General features: G+C 51.1%; 13 protein-coding genes, 1 tRNA gene and 2 pseudogenes. 4 read left to right on the top strand and 12 right to left on the bottom strand.

Translation table 11 applies throughout. From position 1 onward, the window contains the following. The first annotated feature begins 395 nt into the window (after window positions 1-395). Window positions 396-626, top strand: coding sequence for a hypothetical protein (locus tag EH207_RS02705; protein WP_137712619.1), 231 nt, complete (start codon window positions 396-398; stop codon window positions 624-626). 104 nt (window positions 627-730) lie between these two features. Here the strand turns inward: EH207_RS02705 and EH207_RS02700 are convergent, their stop codons facing one another. Continuing rightward, window positions 731-1,159, bottom strand: coding sequence for a TOBE domain-containing protein (locus EH207_RS02700; RefSeq protein WP_137715237.1), 429 nt, complete (start codon window positions 1,157-1,159; stop codon window positions 731-733). A 733-nt stretch (window positions 1,160-1,892) separates the two neighbouring features. Here EH207_RS02700 and EH207_RS02695 point away from each other — a divergent pair. Beyond that, window positions 1,893-2,588 (top strand): EAL domain-containing protein, encoded by a 696-nt coding sequence (locus EH207_RS02695; RefSeq protein ID WP_137712618.1) that lies wholly within the window; start codon window positions 1,893-1,895, stop codon window positions 2,586-2,588. Between the two features lie 334 nt (window positions 2,589-2,922). Here EH207_RS02695 and EH207_RS02690 read toward each other — a convergent pair. From EH207_RS02690 to xerD, 8 genes and pseudogenes are all read right to left on the bottom strand, one after another. Further along, a pseudogene (locus EH207_RS02690) lies at window positions 2,923-3,681 on the bottom strand (transposase); the annotation flags it as partial. Beyond that, a pseudogene (locus EH207_RS02685) lies at window positions 3,680-4,019 on the bottom strand (Arm DNA-binding domain-containing protein); the annotation flags it as partial. The pseudogenes EH207_RS02690 and EH207_RS02685, both read right to left, overlap by 2 nt. 194 nt (window positions 4,020-4,213) lie before the next feature. Beyond that, a tRNA-Gly gene (locus EH207_RS02680) sits at window positions 4,214-4,287 on the bottom strand. Window positions 4,288-4,441: 154 nt separating this feature from the next. Continuing rightward, window positions 4,442-5,959, bottom strand: a complete 1,518-nt coding sequence (gene lysS / locus EH207_RS02675; RefSeq protein ID WP_137712616.1) for a lysine--tRNA ligase — start codon at window positions 5,957-5,959, stop codon at window positions 4,442-4,444. A gap of 9 nt (window positions 5,960-5,968) precedes the next feature. Further along, window positions 5,969-7,067, bottom strand: a protein-coding gene (gene prfB, locus EH207_RS02670) for a peptide chain release factor 2 (RefSeq protein ID WP_137712615.1) whose coding sequence is annotated in 2 segments (ribosomal slippage) — window positions 5,969-6,991 and window positions 6,993-7,067 — 1,098 coding nt in all. Because the reading frame shifts where the segments join, the coding sequence is not laid out codon by codon here. 100 nt (window positions 7,068-7,167) lie between these two features. Continuing rightward, window positions 7,168-8,901 carry a single-stranded-DNA-specific exonuclease RecJ gene (gene recJ, locus EH207_RS02665; protein ID WP_137712614.1) on the bottom strand — a complete coding sequence of 578 codons (1,734 nt, stop codon included), beginning with the start codon at window positions 8,899-8,901 and terminating at the stop codon, window positions 7,168-7,170. Between the two features lie 6 nt (window positions 8,902-8,907). Beyond that, on the bottom strand, window positions 8,908-9,624 hold the full coding sequence (dsbC, locus tag EH207_RS02660) for a bifunctional protein-disulfide isomerase/oxidoreductase DsbC (protein ID WP_137712613.1): 717 nt from the start codon (window positions 9,622-9,624) through the stop codon (window positions 8,908-8,910). 79 nt (window positions 9,625-9,703) lie between these two features. Continuing rightward, window positions 9,704-10,603 carry a site-specific tyrosine recombinase XerD gene (gene xerD, locus EH207_RS02655; RefSeq protein WP_137715236.1) on the bottom strand — a complete coding sequence of 300 codons (900 nt, stop codon included), beginning with the start codon at window positions 10,601-10,603 and terminating at the stop codon, window positions 9,704-9,706. Between the two features lie 359 nt (window positions 10,604-10,962). On the opposite strand from xerD, the gene EH207_RS02650 reads away from it, so the two are divergent. Together EH207_RS02650 and fldB are read left to right on the top strand one after the other, a co-directional pair. Beyond that, window positions 10,963-12,288: an MFS transporter gene (locus EH207_RS02650; RefSeq protein WP_137712612.1), complete on the top strand. Its 1,326-nt coding sequence runs from the start codon at window positions 10,963-10,965 to the stop codon at window positions 12,286-12,288. 115 nt (window positions 12,289-12,403) lie between these two features. Continuing rightward, window positions 12,404-12,922, top strand: a complete 519-nt coding sequence (gene fldB, locus EH207_RS02645; protein WP_137712611.1) for a flavodoxin FldB — start codon at window positions 12,404-12,406, stop codon at window positions 12,920-12,922. 7 nt (window positions 12,923-12,929) lie between these two features. Here fldB and rlmF read toward each other — a convergent pair whose 3' ends face one another. The 3 genes from rlmF to sdhE all read right to left on the bottom strand — a co-directional run bounded on the left by rlmF (window position 12,930) and on the right by sdhE (window position 14,612). Further along, the gene (rlmF, locus tag EH207_RS02640) at window positions 12,930-13,877 is read right to left on the bottom strand and encodes a 23S rRNA (adenine(1618)-N(6))-methyltransferase RlmF (protein ID WP_137712610.1); all 948 of its coding nucleotides are present in this window, start codon (window positions 13,875-13,877) and stop codon (window positions 12,930-12,932) included. Between the two features lie 74 nt (window positions 13,878-13,951). Further along, window positions 13,952-14,365, bottom strand: a complete 414-nt coding sequence (locus tag EH207_RS02635; protein ID WP_137712609.1) for a protein YgfX — start codon at window positions 14,363-14,365, stop codon at window positions 13,952-13,954. Beyond that, the gene (sdhE, locus tag EH207_RS02630) at window positions 14,346-14,612 is read right to left on the bottom strand and encodes an FAD assembly factor SdhE (protein ID WP_137712608.1); all 267 of its coding nucleotides are present in this window, start codon (window positions 14,610-14,612) and stop codon (window positions 14,346-14,348) included. Before sdhE ends, EH207_RS02635 begins: the two co-directional genes overlap by 20 nt. Window positions 14,613-14,695 lie beyond the last annotated feature (83 nt).

Here is a 14,695-nt window from a genome sequence, read left to right as displayed (position 1 = left end):
TGTTACAGTGATTACTTATGGGCGCTTATAAGAAGGAAATTCGTCGGATAAGAGACTGGGTGCATCGCTTGAACTAGGAACTGCTTAATTACAATGTCTTTCATAAATAGGTCTGTATTTCAGGCCGATGGAGCTATTAACGCATGAATGATTTCCTATAGCAAGCCTTTATTTCAAAGAAATGAGGATAGCCAAAAAAACAGCGATGACATTTGCGGTTTCTGCGTATTTTATCGGACGAATACAAAAGAGAACGTCCTCTTCCACTGTGATGATAAATATCACTTTATTTCATTTTCGCTCGTTTTTTATTTTCTGAAATCAGCGCCATCAATTCCCATTATTACATCTGAAAGATGCTATGATGTTTCATCAGAAAAGACCGGAGAAAGACAATGAATATTCATAATTTAACCTGGTATCCGGCACAACGGTCACGCGTCGAAGCCATTATCGGCCTTGCTGTCGTGCGAGTTTGTGAACAAGGCAGACCGGTGAATGCCCGCACGTTGCTTGATTTTATGTATGTGAAATTAGGCGAAATGAAAAAAAAATCCGACAGAGAAGGGATGTTGACCGCCATTTCCATTCTGGAAAAAAACCAGGATGCTTACGCCAAAGAATAACGGGATGATTATTCAGGGACGGCTGACTTGCTGCAATGTGTCGTTCCCCGATAGCCGTTGGGGAACGACACGATTTTTCATCATAATACACAACGATAGCGATATTATTTTTGCGTAGCCAGAATCACGCTGGAGGCTTTAATCAAGGCCATCACTTCGCTCCCATCAACAATCGCCATCTCATCAAGACTCTCATTAGTAATGCTAGAGGTCAGCAATAAACCATTGCCAGTCTTAACATGCACAGTGGAATTTACCGCGCCTTTAACAATGCTTTTCACCCTACCCACAAACTGATTACGCGCTGAAAAATTCAGCCCGCAGTCTACCGATGCCAAAATAACCCAGGGCGCTTTGACTAACGCAACCACCGATTTACCTGGAACCAATCCCAGAGAATCACTGCTTGCCCTGGTAATGACGGTTGTCAGTTGCTCTCCGCCGTCCAGTTTTAAAACAACTTCATTATTAACCGCCCCATCAGTAACGCTGGAAACAATACCAGTTAATTGATTTCTTGCAGAAACTGACATAGCCCCCCCTTTCACTTTCAGATTAAGTGCCCCATCATCTCGTTCAGCAACAATACGACTACAGAACATGCCCGGTATCCACATAGAAAAAATGGTTAATACCGCACTATGATAAATAAAACAATGCTTGTAGTAGAGAACTAAGTAAAGTAAGGGAGAATGAAACCGTTAAACCGAAATCGAATTCATACTTAAACAGAATTTAAAGATAAACTTTTCGCCTAAAACATTAACAAAATTAATTTATCCCACGTCATAATAAATATTTATTCTTTATAATTTTCTTATAATTTAGATATATTTCTCAACAGAAAGGCGGTGACATATTCAAAATTAATTATCATCGATAATCTAATATCTGTTCAACCGGGCCATCAACGTCAATATGCGCTATCAGCACTATTTCGGAAATGCCTAACCTTGCTTGCGCCAATAGGCGCACTTTGCAATCATCTCCCGCTTCCCGACAGTCGGAAAGGCTATTGGTATAGCGCTATGATTATTTTGTGAAACAGATATCATCAATAAATTTTAACCATAATTAACTTTAAATTATTCATTTTCATCTATTAAATAAGTGATATGTAATTTCATGATGATTTCCCAAATGGTTTTGTCTATTAAATCAGCCAGATCGATCGGTAGATATACCATTTTTATTTATTGATATAAAAATATTGATCTATTTTACAGGTCGATCAATAATGCAGGAAATATTTCTCAATTGAGATGCATGATGATTGTTAAACCAATCTCAGAGGCCAGCAGACACTATGTTATGGAGCCTATCTATAACTGTCAGAACACTATGTTTGCCATGGAGCTATTGACACGGTTTGATGGAGGCATAAGTACAGAAGAACATATCCGAAATATGAATCCTTCTGAAAAACAGCGGCTGCTTATCGATCAACTGGAATGTGTTGCTAAGAAAAGGTCATATTTTATCGATAACAATTTACTGCTTGCGATTAATATCGATTATTCTATGGCGGTATTTTTATTGCAGAATCACCATATCGAACATTTACTGGATGACTTATCTTTTATCCGTTTCGAAATAAACGAAAGATTTCCTAATTTAAATGATGGGAAGCGTAACCCACTGCTTTCAAAACTTTATAACCGCTACCCACTGTGGCTGGATGACTTTGGCAGCGGAAATGCAAATATTTATGCCGTTAGCCAGTCTCTGTTTAATTATGTGAAATTAGATAAAGAATTTTACTGGGAAATGCTAAGAAATAGAAAAGGTCATCTGCTGCCAGCTTTAGTATCAAACATTAAAAAATACTGTCAGGGCGTCATTGTTGAAGGCGTACAAAACCAATCCGAGTATTTTCTACTGAAAAACTGCGGAGTAGACGGTATGCAAGGGCACATTTACACAACCTATGCGCTCGATAAAATCCCTCTATATCCCAAATGAAAACATTAATCTTAGGATTATTATTACTTCTAGTAGCGGTTTATTCGTTCAATAAACACATTGAGAACATTCAAAAGAAAAAATTAATCATCACGCGAAAAACCAAAAAAAGACACACTACAAAAGAGAAATTAACGATCTTTCATTAACGATAAAACGCGGGATAATAAATACGGCTTTAGCCTGCGATAACATTTATTAGGGGGCCATCAGGAAACGTTTATTGCCTGTCGCATCAAGACTGTAATGTAAATTGTGTAATTTATTGTTTTTGAAGAAAAAGATGGATCGGAAACGCGGTAGCTGTCAACGAAGTTGACACCCTTATTCGTTTTTATGCTGCCGTTTTCAGCCCAGTTTCTGGCTTCTCTGGATTCAACATCACCACCTCGACCCGCTGCCATTGACGGCATGAGGTTGACCACCGTTCCGGTCGGGCTTTTTGAGCCGTCTCATACAAGGCTTTTCGTTTTGCCAGCAGGCTTATATCTTCCCCTCTATGCCGTTGGCCCGGGGTCACATAACCGATAGCGCTATGCCGGTGCTCTTCGTTATACCACCGCCTGAACTCCTCGACCCAACGCCGCGCTTCATCCAGATCCAGGAAGCCTGATGACGGCCACGCCGGAACATATTTTAGCGTCCTGAACAGCGACTCCACATAGGGATTATCGTTGCTGACTCGTGGGCGACTGTGCGAGCCGGTGATCTTCAGTTCTTCCAGTTTCGCTTTCAACGTCTGGGATTTCATTGGAGCACCATTGTCGGCATGAAGCACTAACGGATGTCGGTAGCACCCTTCACGTAATACCGTGCGGTGCAGGAGCGCGGCGGCCTGCTCGCCGTTTTCCTCTTCATGAACCTCATAACCGACGATTTTTCGGCTAAAAATATCTTCTATTAAATACAGATAAAAATAGCGATCACGAACCCGTGAGGCTAACCAGGTGACGTCCCACGTCCACACCTGGCGTGCCTCGAGAGCCTGATAACTGGTCGGTTTATTCACTTTCAGTGGTGCCCGACTGCGGCCTCGATGATGTACCTGACCGTGTCGCCGGAGCACCCGATAAAACGTCGACTCACTGGCCATCTACTCGTTTTTGATACCATTCTCTGGCAATCACCTCAAAGGTATTGCTAAGACGACCTTCTTTAGCAAGTTTCACCTCTTTACGCACTTCGCTGGGGTTGATTGCCAGCAGCTACCAGTTTTTTGCCTTCATCGCGTTTCTGTCTTGCTTCAGCTAAAGAAATCGTTGGGTAGGTGCCAAGCGACAACAGTTTTGCTTTACCATCGAAACGGTAGCGATAGCGCCATCCCTTCGATCCGTTAGGTTCAATCAGTAGTGAAAGGCCATTACCATCGTTTTCGGTGTGAGGCTTGTCCTCTGGCTTGGCACGGCGGATCTCAAGGTCTGTAAGCAGCATGTGTATAGTTTCCTACCTGTATTGAGGGCGAATGTGTATAGGATTTCGGATGTCATCATGTCCTATACACATAACTATTCACACTGAGGTGTAGATTTAGATAGATGCGGGTTTTCCCTGAACGACTGAAAAATAGCGCGACGCCTTGTGGTTACTGGTTTTAATGGACTTGGGTAAACGTTGAGAGGGGTAATTGGAGCGAGTGAAGGGAATCGAACCCTCGTATAGAGCTTGGGAAGCTCTCGTTCTGCCATTGAACTACACTCGCATGGATAAGCGCTTGGCATTATAGCGCTATCCCGTTGCCGGGCAAGCAGAAAACCCGACAAAGTGATGTTGTTTTAACCGATCACACATCACCACGAAGTCTGAACCGGTGCGGGCGGCACCGGCTTATAACTACGCTCAATAAGGTGAGAGTATTATTTCTGTGGCCGCATCGCCGGGAACAGAATGACATCGCGAATGGTATGGCTGTTGGTAAACAGCATAATCATACGGTCGATACCAATACCCAGACCGGCGGTTGGCGGCAAACCGTGTTCCAGCGCGGTTACGTAGTCTTCATCGTAGAACATCGCTTCATCATCACCGGCGTCTTTTGCGCTCACCTGCTGGGCAAAACGTTCCGCCTGGTCTTCCGCATCGTTCAACTCGGAGAAGCCGTTGCCGATTTCACGTCCGCCGATAAAGAATTCAAAGCGATCGGTAATTTCCGGGTTGTTATCGTTACGACGCGCCAGCGGCGACACTTCCGCCGGGTATTCGGTAATGAAGGTCGGCTGAATCAGGTTGCTTTCCGCCGTTTCTTCAAAAATCTCGGTCACGATACGGCCCAACCCCCAGCTTTTCTCGATCTTGATGCCCAAAGACTCGGCAATCGCCGTGGCTTTAGCCAGATCATCCAGATCGGCGACGTTGGTTTCCGGGCGATATTTGCAGATGGCTTCACGCATGGTCAGCTTTTCAAACGGCTTACCAAAATCGAAAGTCTGGTCGCCATACTCAACCGTCGTGGTGCCCAGCACCTCCTGCGTCAGCGTGCGGAACAGATTTTCCGTCAACACGATCAGATCTTTATAATCGGCATACGCCATATAAAGTTCCATCATGGTGAATTCCGGGTTGTGGCGGGGGGAAACCCCTTCGTTACGGAAGTTACGGTTAATTTCAAACACCCGCTCAAAACCGCCCACCACCAGACGCTTCAGATATAGTTCCGGCGCAATACGCAGGTACATATCGATGTCCAGCGCATTGTGGTGGGTGACAAACGGACGCGCCGCCGCGCCGCCGGGGATCACCTGCATCATCGGCGTTTCCACTTCCATAAAACCGTTTTCGACCATAAAGCGGCGGATCGCCGCCATCACTTTAGAGCGAATACGGAACGTATGGCGAGATTCGTCGTTGGCAATCAGATCCAGATAACGCTGGCGGTAGCGGGTTTCCTGATCGGCCAGGCCGTGGAATTTGTCCGGCAGCGGACGCAGGGCTTTGGTCAGCAATCGCAGTTCAGTGCAGTGAACAGACAGTTCGCCCGTCTTGGTTTTGAACAGCTTGCCGCGCGCGCCAAGGATATCGCCCAGATCCCATTTTTTGAACTGTTCGTTATAAACACCTTCCGCCAGATCGTCGCGGGAGACGTACAGTTGAATACGCCCGCCCACATCCTGTAGCGTGACGAACGAGGCTTTACCCATGATACGGCGGGTCATCATACGACCGGCAACCGTCACGTCGATATTCAGCGCTTCCAGTTCTTCATTTTCTTTGCCGTCATAGGCGGCGTGCAGCAGATCGGCAGTGCTGTTACGGCGGAAGTCATTCGGAAACGCAATGCCGCTTTCACGCAGCGCCGCCAGCTTTTCACGACGCGCTTTCAATTCGTTATTGAGATCCTGCGCCTGATCGGTACCCTGTGAGTGTGATTCTGCCATGTGAATTCCTTATAACCCCGCTTTTAAACTTGCTTCAATAAATTTATCCAGATCGCCATCCAACACTGCCTGGGTATTACGTGTCTCCACCCCGGTGCGTAAATCCTTGATGCGCGAATCATCCAACACATAGGAGCGGATCTGGCTTCCCCAGCCGATGTCCGACTTGTTGTCTTCCATCGCCTGTTTCTCAGCATTTTTCTTTTGCATCTCAAACTCATACAGCTTGGCTTTCAGCTGTTTCATCGCCTGATCTTTGTTTTTATGCTGGGAGCGGTCATTCTGACACTGCGTCACGATGTTGGTCGGAATGTGGGTAATACGCACCGCGGATTCCGTGCGGTTAACGTGCTGACCGCCCGCGCCCGAGGCACGGTAAACGTCAATACGCAGGTCGGCGGGGTTGATTTCGATATCGATGTCGTCATCCACTTCGGGATAAACGAAAGCGGAACTGAACGAGGTATGGCGACGACCGCCGGAATCAAACGGGCTTTTACGCACCAGACGATGCACGCCGGTTTCGGTGCGCAGCCAGCCAAACGCGTAGTCGCCGATAATCTTGATGGTGGCGGATTTGATGCCCGCCACTTCGCCATCGGACTCTTCGATAATTTCGGTCTTGAAGCCTTTGTCCTCAGCCCAGCGCAGGTACATGCGCAGCAGCATGCTGGCCCAGTCCTGGGCCTCCGTGCCGCCGGAACCGGCCTGGATATCCAGGTAGCAATCCGCGCTATCGTATTCGCCAGAGAACATACGGCGGAATTCAAGCTGGCCTAATTTGTTTTCCAGTGTGTCCAGCTCTGCGCTGGTTTCGTTGAAGGTATCCTCGTCATCTTCTTCTACCGCCAGCTCCAGCAAACCCGTGACATCTTCCAGCCCCTGAGTCAGTTGGTCGATGGTATCGACGATGGCTTCCAGCGAGGAACGCTCTTTACCCAGCGCCTGCGCCCTTTCCGGCTCATTCCAGACGTCCGGCTGTTCCAGTTCGGCGTTTACTTCTTCGAGGCGTTCTTTCCTGGCATCATAGTCAAAGATACCCCCTAAGGACGGCTGTACGCTCAGACAGATCCTGAATACGGTTTTTTACCGGATTAATTTCAAACATGATTTTTATATTCTTACGTTAAGTCGTTGACAACGGAATAGTGTAAACCCGCCATTCTAGCGGATTAAACGCACGGTTTACACTCTATTCATCAGCCTGATTACAGCGGCCATAAATGCTGAATCAGCAGTTGCACCGAGCGCTTACCGCGAAACTCATTCACATCCAGCTTATACGCCAGCTCCGCCTCGCGCACGCTGCTGTCCGGCCACAACAGCGTATCCACATTAAACGCAATACCATCCAGCAGCGGGCCGCCGTTTACCGGCTCCACCATCACTTTCAGATGCCGCTCGCCGACCAGTTTCTGTTGCAGGATACGAAAACGGCCGTCGAACGTCGGTTCAGGAAACGATTGCCCCCAGGGTCCGGCGTCACGCAGCATCTCCGCCGTGGATAAACACAACTCCGGCTGCGCCAGTTCGCCATCCGACCAGATAACCCCCTCAAGTTGCGAGGCATCCAGCCATTCGCCGACCAGTTCGCCAAAGCGCTGACGGAAACCATCAAACTGTTCTTCCATCAGTGTTAACCCCGCCGCCATAGCGTGACCGCCGAATTTCAGCATCATCCCCGGATACAACGTATCCAGACGCTCCAGCGCATCGCGCAGATGCAGGCCGGCGATGGAACGCCCCGATCCTTTCAGCATGCCGTCGCCCGCAGGAGCAAAGGCAATGACCGGACGGTGAAACCGCTCTTTGATGCGTGAGGCCAGAATGCCAACCACCCCTTGATGCCATTCAGGGTGATACATCGCCAGACCGTATGGCAGTTGGTCGCGGCTGCGCTCCAGCGTTTCGCACAGGCGCAGCGCCTCCACTTGCATCCCTTGCTCTATTCCACGGCGCGTCTGGTTAAGCGCGTCCAGATCGCTAGCCAGCATACGCGCCTGAGCAATATCATCGCAGAGCAGCAGCGCCACGCCGACCGACATATCGTCCAGCCGCCCGGCGGCGTTCAACCGCGGCCCAAGCGCGAAACCAAGATCGCTGGCGACCAGTTGTCCGCCCTCACGGTTCGCCACCTCCAGCAGCGCTTTGATGCCCGGACGGCATTTTCCGGCGCGAATACGGCTCAGCCCCTGCGCCACAAGAATACGATTATTGGCGTCCAGCGGCACCACATCCGCTACCGTCCCCAACGCCACCAGATCCAGCAATTCAGCCAGATTCGGCTCCGCCAGCGCTTTCGCGGTAAACCAGCCGATGTCACGCAGATGCGCCCGTAAAGCCATCATCAAATAGAAGGCGACCCCGACGCCCGCCAGCGATTTCGACGGAAACGCGCAGTCGCGCAGACTTGGGTTAATCATGGCATCGGCGGCGGGCAAGGTTTCACCCGGCAAATGGTGGTCAGTCACCAGCACGGCAATGCCGCGCCGATGCGCGTCATCCACGCCGGCGTGGGAAGAAATGCCGTTATCCACCGTGACAATAACGTCAGCCCCCAGCGCCGCCGCCTGCGCGACGACTTCCGGGCTTAGCCCGTAGCCATCCTCAAAGCGGTTCGGCACCAGATACTTTACGTCAACGCCGCCCATGCTACGCAGCGCCAGCACCGTCAGCGCGGTACTGGTTGCGCCGTCGGCGTCAAAGTCGCCGACAATTACGATGCGGCGCTGGTCCGACAGCGCCCGGTGCAGAAAATCGACGGCCCGCCCGATACCGCTCAGCAAGCGGTAATCCAGCAGGCCGCGCAAACCGCGCTCCAACTCCTGTGCGCCTTTAATACCGCGTTGCGCATACAAGCGACGCAGCAAGGGCGGCACTGTCGCGGGTAAATCAATATCCTCCGCCCGCGGACGCCGGCGGAGTTGTGTTATCCGCTCCACGTTACGTCAATCGCCCGTGTTCAACGATGCTTTGTGTTCATCCAGCATCGCCAGCATCTCTTTCGGTCCCTGATAACCGGGCACCACCGTGCCATCGTCCAACACAATGGTCGGGGTTCCCTTCACGCCGAACTGCACGCCAAGCCGGAAGTGGGCGGCGATATCGGTTTTGCAGGTGGCAGGCGAAATCTCTTCGCCTTTCAGCGCGGCATCATACGCGTTGTTGCGGTTAGCCATACACCAGATGGATTGCATGTCTTTTTTCGCCGGGGAGTCCAGCCCCTGACGCGGAAAAGCCAGGTAGCGAATGGTGATCCCCAGCGCGTTGTACTCTTTCATTTGTTCATGCAACTTGTGGCAATAGCCGCAGGTGATATCGGTAAACACAGTAATGACATGTTTTTCCTGCGCCGCTTTATAGACAATCATCTGATCCTGCAACGCATCCATTTTTCCCTTCAGAATCTGATTCGTCAGGTTCAGCGGCGTTTTACCGCTGACGTCATACAGCGGCCCCTGGATTAAATGTTTGCCGTCTGCGCTGATATAGAACACGCCGCTGTCCGTCAGCACGGTTTTCATTCCCGCCACCGGCGCGGGCTGAATTTGCGCGTCCTGCATTCCCATCCGGGTCAGCGTCTGTTTGATAGGCGAATCATCAGCGTGAGCAAAGCCTGTAGCCGTTGCCACCAGAAGGGAAAGCAGTAATAGCCCTTTTTTCATTTCATCGTTCCTGTTTTAGTTTATCCGTAAATATTCCGTATTGATCCGGTCGTGACGCGCGTTCACCTATCATCTTGTGTTACGCCCGCGGGTGATGCCGCTGGTGAAGCTGTTTCAGGCGCTCCGTTGCAACATGGGTATAAATCTGGGTGGTGGAGAGATCGCTGTGGCCCAACAGCATCTGTACGACCCGCAAATCCGCACCGTGGTTCAATAAATGGGTGGCAAACGCATGGCGCAACACATGCGGGGACAGCTTATCGCCGTCAATGGATGCCAGGATCGCATAATGCTTAATGCGATGCCAGAAGGTCTGCCGCGTCATTTGCTGCGCCCGGTTACTGGGGAACAGCACATCCAGCGTCTGGCCGTTCAGCAGCCACGGCCGACCGTGTTCGAGATAATACTCAATCCAATACACCGCTTCTTCGCCCAGCGGCACCAAACGCTCTTTGTTTCCCTTGCCGATCACCCGCACCACCCCCTGACGCAAACTGACATCGCTGATGGTCAGCCCTACCAGTTCAGAAACGCGCAACCCCGTGGCATACAATACTTCCAGCATCGCTTTATCGCGCAATTCCAGTGGCTGATCAATACTCGGCGCATTCAGCAAGGCATCCACCTGCGCTTCGCTCAGATCTTTCGGTAAACGCTGCGGTAATTTAGGCGATGAGAGCACGGCGCTGGGATCGTCACTGCGGATTTTTTCCCGGTAGAGATACTGGAACAGCCGACGCATGGCACTCAGTAAACGCGCCGAACTGGTGGCCTTATATCCCCCTTCAACCCGCTCGGCCAGAAACGATTGCAGGTCGATGGCCTGCGCATGCAGCAAATCATTGTCATGGCGCGTCAGCCAGCCAGCCAGGGCGTGTAAATCCAACCGGTAAGAGGCCAGCGTATTTTCCGCCAGATTGCGCTCCAGCCACAACGCATCAAGAAATTGCTCAATGAATGCATGATCCTGTGCCTGCATCGCGGTGTCCTCTTTCACTCATGCCCCCTATTATGCCTGAGCAATCCGCTAAGGCGTTAATCGTCGCGATATCGCCAATAAATTGCAAGACTCACCCACGCGGCGGCGATTTGGAAGATGAAGGAGATAATAATCGCAGAGATTGCCGGATCTCATATATCCCGTTATATCTCACATCGCAATAACATTCTGCGGTAAAAACTTCATGCGATAAGATTATATTTTACGTATGCTCCCTATGCCGGAATAGGCTCCAGACGCCGGTTCCATGTGCACTATCCCCCTACGGAATCTCCGTTGAAAAGCGATTTTTTCTATGCATAGAATAGCCGTTCGTGTTGTTAAAAAGATAAATCACCATGCAAGCCACCATCACTCCCGCTATCGACGCAGAGGCCGACGTTTCACCGGTCAACTCCAGAAATAAAGTTATTGTTGCCTCTCTGGTGGGAACAGCTATCGAGTTTTTTGATTTCTATATTTATGCCACCGCCGCCGTGCTGGTGTTTCCGCATATTTTCTTTCCGCAGGGTGACCCGACGGCCGCCACGCTGCAATCTCTGGCGACCTTCGCCATCGCATTTATCGCCCGTCCGATTGGCTCGGCGCTGTTTGGTCATTTCGGCGATCGCGTCGGGCGTAAAGTCACACTGGTGGCCTCGTTACTGACTATGGGGATTTCAACCGTTCTGATCGGGTTGCTGCCCAGCTACGAAACCATCGGTATTCTTGCGCCCATCCTACTGGCGCTGGCCCGATTCGGGCAGGGGCTGGGGCTGGGTGGCGAATGGGGCGGCGCGGCGCTGCTGGCGACCGAGAATGCGCCGGCGCACAAACGCGCGCTGTACGGTTCGTTCCCGCAACTGGGCGCCCCCATTGGCTTCTTCTTTGCTAACGGCACCTTCCTGCTGCTGTCGTGGCTGCTGACTGAGGAACAGTTTATGTCGTGGGGCTGGCGCGTACCGTTTATCGCCTCCGCCGTGCTGGTATTGATCGGTCTGTACGTCCGGATTTCTCTGCATGAGGCGCCGGTATTCACCAAAGCGGTCAAAACCGGTAAACAGGTTCGTATCCCAATGGGCACGCTGCTCAGCAAGCACCTGAAAGCCACGATCCTCGGCACGTTCATTATGCTGGCCACCTACACGCTGTTCTACATCATGACCGTTTACTCCATGACCTATGGCACCAAGCCGGTTCCAGACGGCCTCGGTTTCTCCCGCAACAGCTTTCTGTGGATGCTGATGGTGGCGGTCATCGGTTTTGGCTTGACGATCCCTGTGGCGGGCTATCTGGCGGATGCGTTTGGACGCCGTAAAACCATGATTGTCGTCACCTGTATCATGCTGGCATTCTCCATGCTGTTCCCGGCTCTGCTGGGTTCCGGTAATCAGGCGCTGGTCATGGGCTTCCTGGTACTCGGCCTGAGCCTAATGGGACTGACATTTGGTCCAATGGGCGCGTTATTGCCGGAGCTGTTCCCGACGGAAGTACGCTACACCGGCGCGTCGTTCTCCTATAACGTGTCATCTATTCTGGGCGCGTCTGTCGCACCTTATATTGCCGCCTGGCTGACGGCGAATTACGGCCTGTTCTACGTTGGCGTCTATCTCGCAGCAATGGCGTCGCTGACGCTGATTGCGCTTCTGGCGACCAAAGAAACGCGCCATCAGCCTCTGGGCTAATGCCTGCCGGTGAGGGCGACAGTCCTCACCGCGCTTCCTTTCCTGGTGTCCTCATTCTAGAATACCCGTTTCCAACATCGTCATTTACATTAACCCGACACTTACTCTACCGCTTATGAAAATTGGTCTGTTTTACGGCTCAAGTACCTGCTATACCGAAATGGCGGCGGAGAAGATCCGCGACATTTTGGGTGAAGATCTGGTGGATCTGCACAACGTTAAAGACGTTGCTCCGCAACATATGGAAGATTACGGCGTACTGATCCTCGGCATCCCGACCTGGGACTTTGGCGAAATTCAGGAAGACTGGGAAAAGATATGGGAACAACTTCCGACGCTTAATCTCAGCGGCAAGATCGTAGCGCTATATGGCATGGGCGACCAGTTAGGTTACGGAGAATGGTTTCTTGATGCGCTGGGCATGCTGCACGAACAACTTTTACCGTTGGGTGTGAAATTCATCGGTTACTGGCCGACGGAAGGTTACGACTTCACCAGCCCCAAACCGCTAACCACCGATGGCAAACAGTTTGTCGGTCTGGCGCTGGATGAAGTTAACCAATACGATCTGAGCGATGAACGCATTGAACAGTGGTGTGAGCAAATTCTGCTGGAAATGGCGCCACTGCTGTAAACGCGGATCACCGCTTCTGTAACCATCTGGCGCGGGCGCCGCCGTCAAAAAAGCTCCATGCCACAAAGCGGCTCTGTTTCTGCCCCTGCGCCATGTTGATGGTTCTGATCTTTTCCGCGCCGACCTCTTCCAGCACACGATAAAGCTCAGGCAGATTTTCCTTGCGCGATACCAGCGAGGTAAACCACAGGCACTGCCGGGCAAAGCTGGCGCTCTCTCCGATCAGCTGGCTGATAAAGGCCATCTCTCCCCCTTCACACCAGAGTTCATCCTGCTGGCCACCAAAATTGAGCGGCGAATGCCTATCCAATCCCAGATTATGCAACTTACGTTGTGACCCCTGACGCGCTTGTGCGGCGGAAGCATGAAAAGGCGGGTTGCAGAGTACAGCGTCAAAAGTTTCATTCTTGTGAATAACACCGCTCAAAATGGCTTTGCTGTTTTTCTGACGGCGCAGGCGAATGGCACGATTCAGGCCGGGGTTGGCCTCGATAGTGGCATTGGCCGCCTGCATCGCCTGTACATTGATTTCACTGCCGGTAAAACGCCAGCCATATTCACGATGACCAATCAGCGGATAAACGCAGTTGGCGCCGCAACCGACATCCAGCACCGACGCCTCACGCGGTATGACCGAGCCATTATCCTCCGCCAGCAGGTCGGCAAGGTGGTGAATATAGTCGGCCCGGCCGGGCACCGGCGGGCAGAGAAAGCCTTCCGGGATCGTCCAGTGTTCAATCTGGTAGAAATGACGCAGCAACGCCTGATTCAATACTTTCACCGCTTCAGGGTCCGCAAAATCCATCGACTCATCGCCGTAGGGATTCACTTTCACAAAGGGTATCAGTTCCGGGTAGGTCTGCTTTAGCGCAGTAAAATCATATCGACCACGGTGGCGGTTGCGCGGGTGCAGTTCGTTTTTTTGCACAGCATGTTTATCAGCGGGCGTCGTCATCAGTTTCTCTCTTATTGAATGGCGCGTAAGATACCTGCTGCGTCAATCCCCGTAAATCGCCGCTGGCGTTTTTCTTATCTTACCCAGCTTTTAGGCTGCAACAGCAACTGGCGCAAATGACGCCATTCGTCGTCTCCCATGCTGTCGGACGCCAGCCACAGCCTCTGCCGCGCTTTCCCATCGGACGCTTTCAAAGAGAGCAAAATGCCATTATTCAACACCCAGGGACGTTTGACGATTTGCCATTCCTGTTGCTGCCAGCGCAGATTCGTCTCGCTGCGTAGTGAAATTTCCCCTTGCCGGGATTTAATATTTCGTTGACTACGAATAAAGCCGAACACCACCAGCGTAACCAGTCCCAGCCACACCACGGCGTAACCATCCGGCCAGGGAGCCAGCAGGATCAGCAACACCAATAGCCCATGCACGATCAGTGAAAAAAGCTGCATGCGCCAGGAAACACGCAGATCACATTGCCACTGGGCCACGGTCTTTATTTCGCATCTGGATAAGGGAAACCATGCGCTTTAACGCCTGATCTTGCGGTTCGCCGTGATTCATCAGCCAGTTAAACAGATCGGGATCGTCACATTGCAACAGACGCACAAACGTTCGTTTGTCATCATCGCTCAATGCGTCATACTCATGCTCAAAAAAAGGCATGATAGAAAGATCCAGCTCACGCATGCCACGGCGACATGCCCAGTGAATCCGAGACTTATTATCGATTTCCATGCTTCTTATCCACCTTGTTATCGATGCTTGCCGCTAGTGTAACCCGATTTCAACGACAGGCATTAAACTAATAGTAACACTTT

This window comes from Brenneria rubrifaciens (assembly GCF_005484945.1).
Lineage (GTDB): Bacteria > Pseudomonadota > Gammaproteobacteria > Enterobacterales > Enterobacteriaceae > Brenneria > Brenneria rubrifaciens.
Note: the sequence above shows the minus strand (reverse complement) of the source record. Positions and strands in the feature narration are given on the sequence as shown.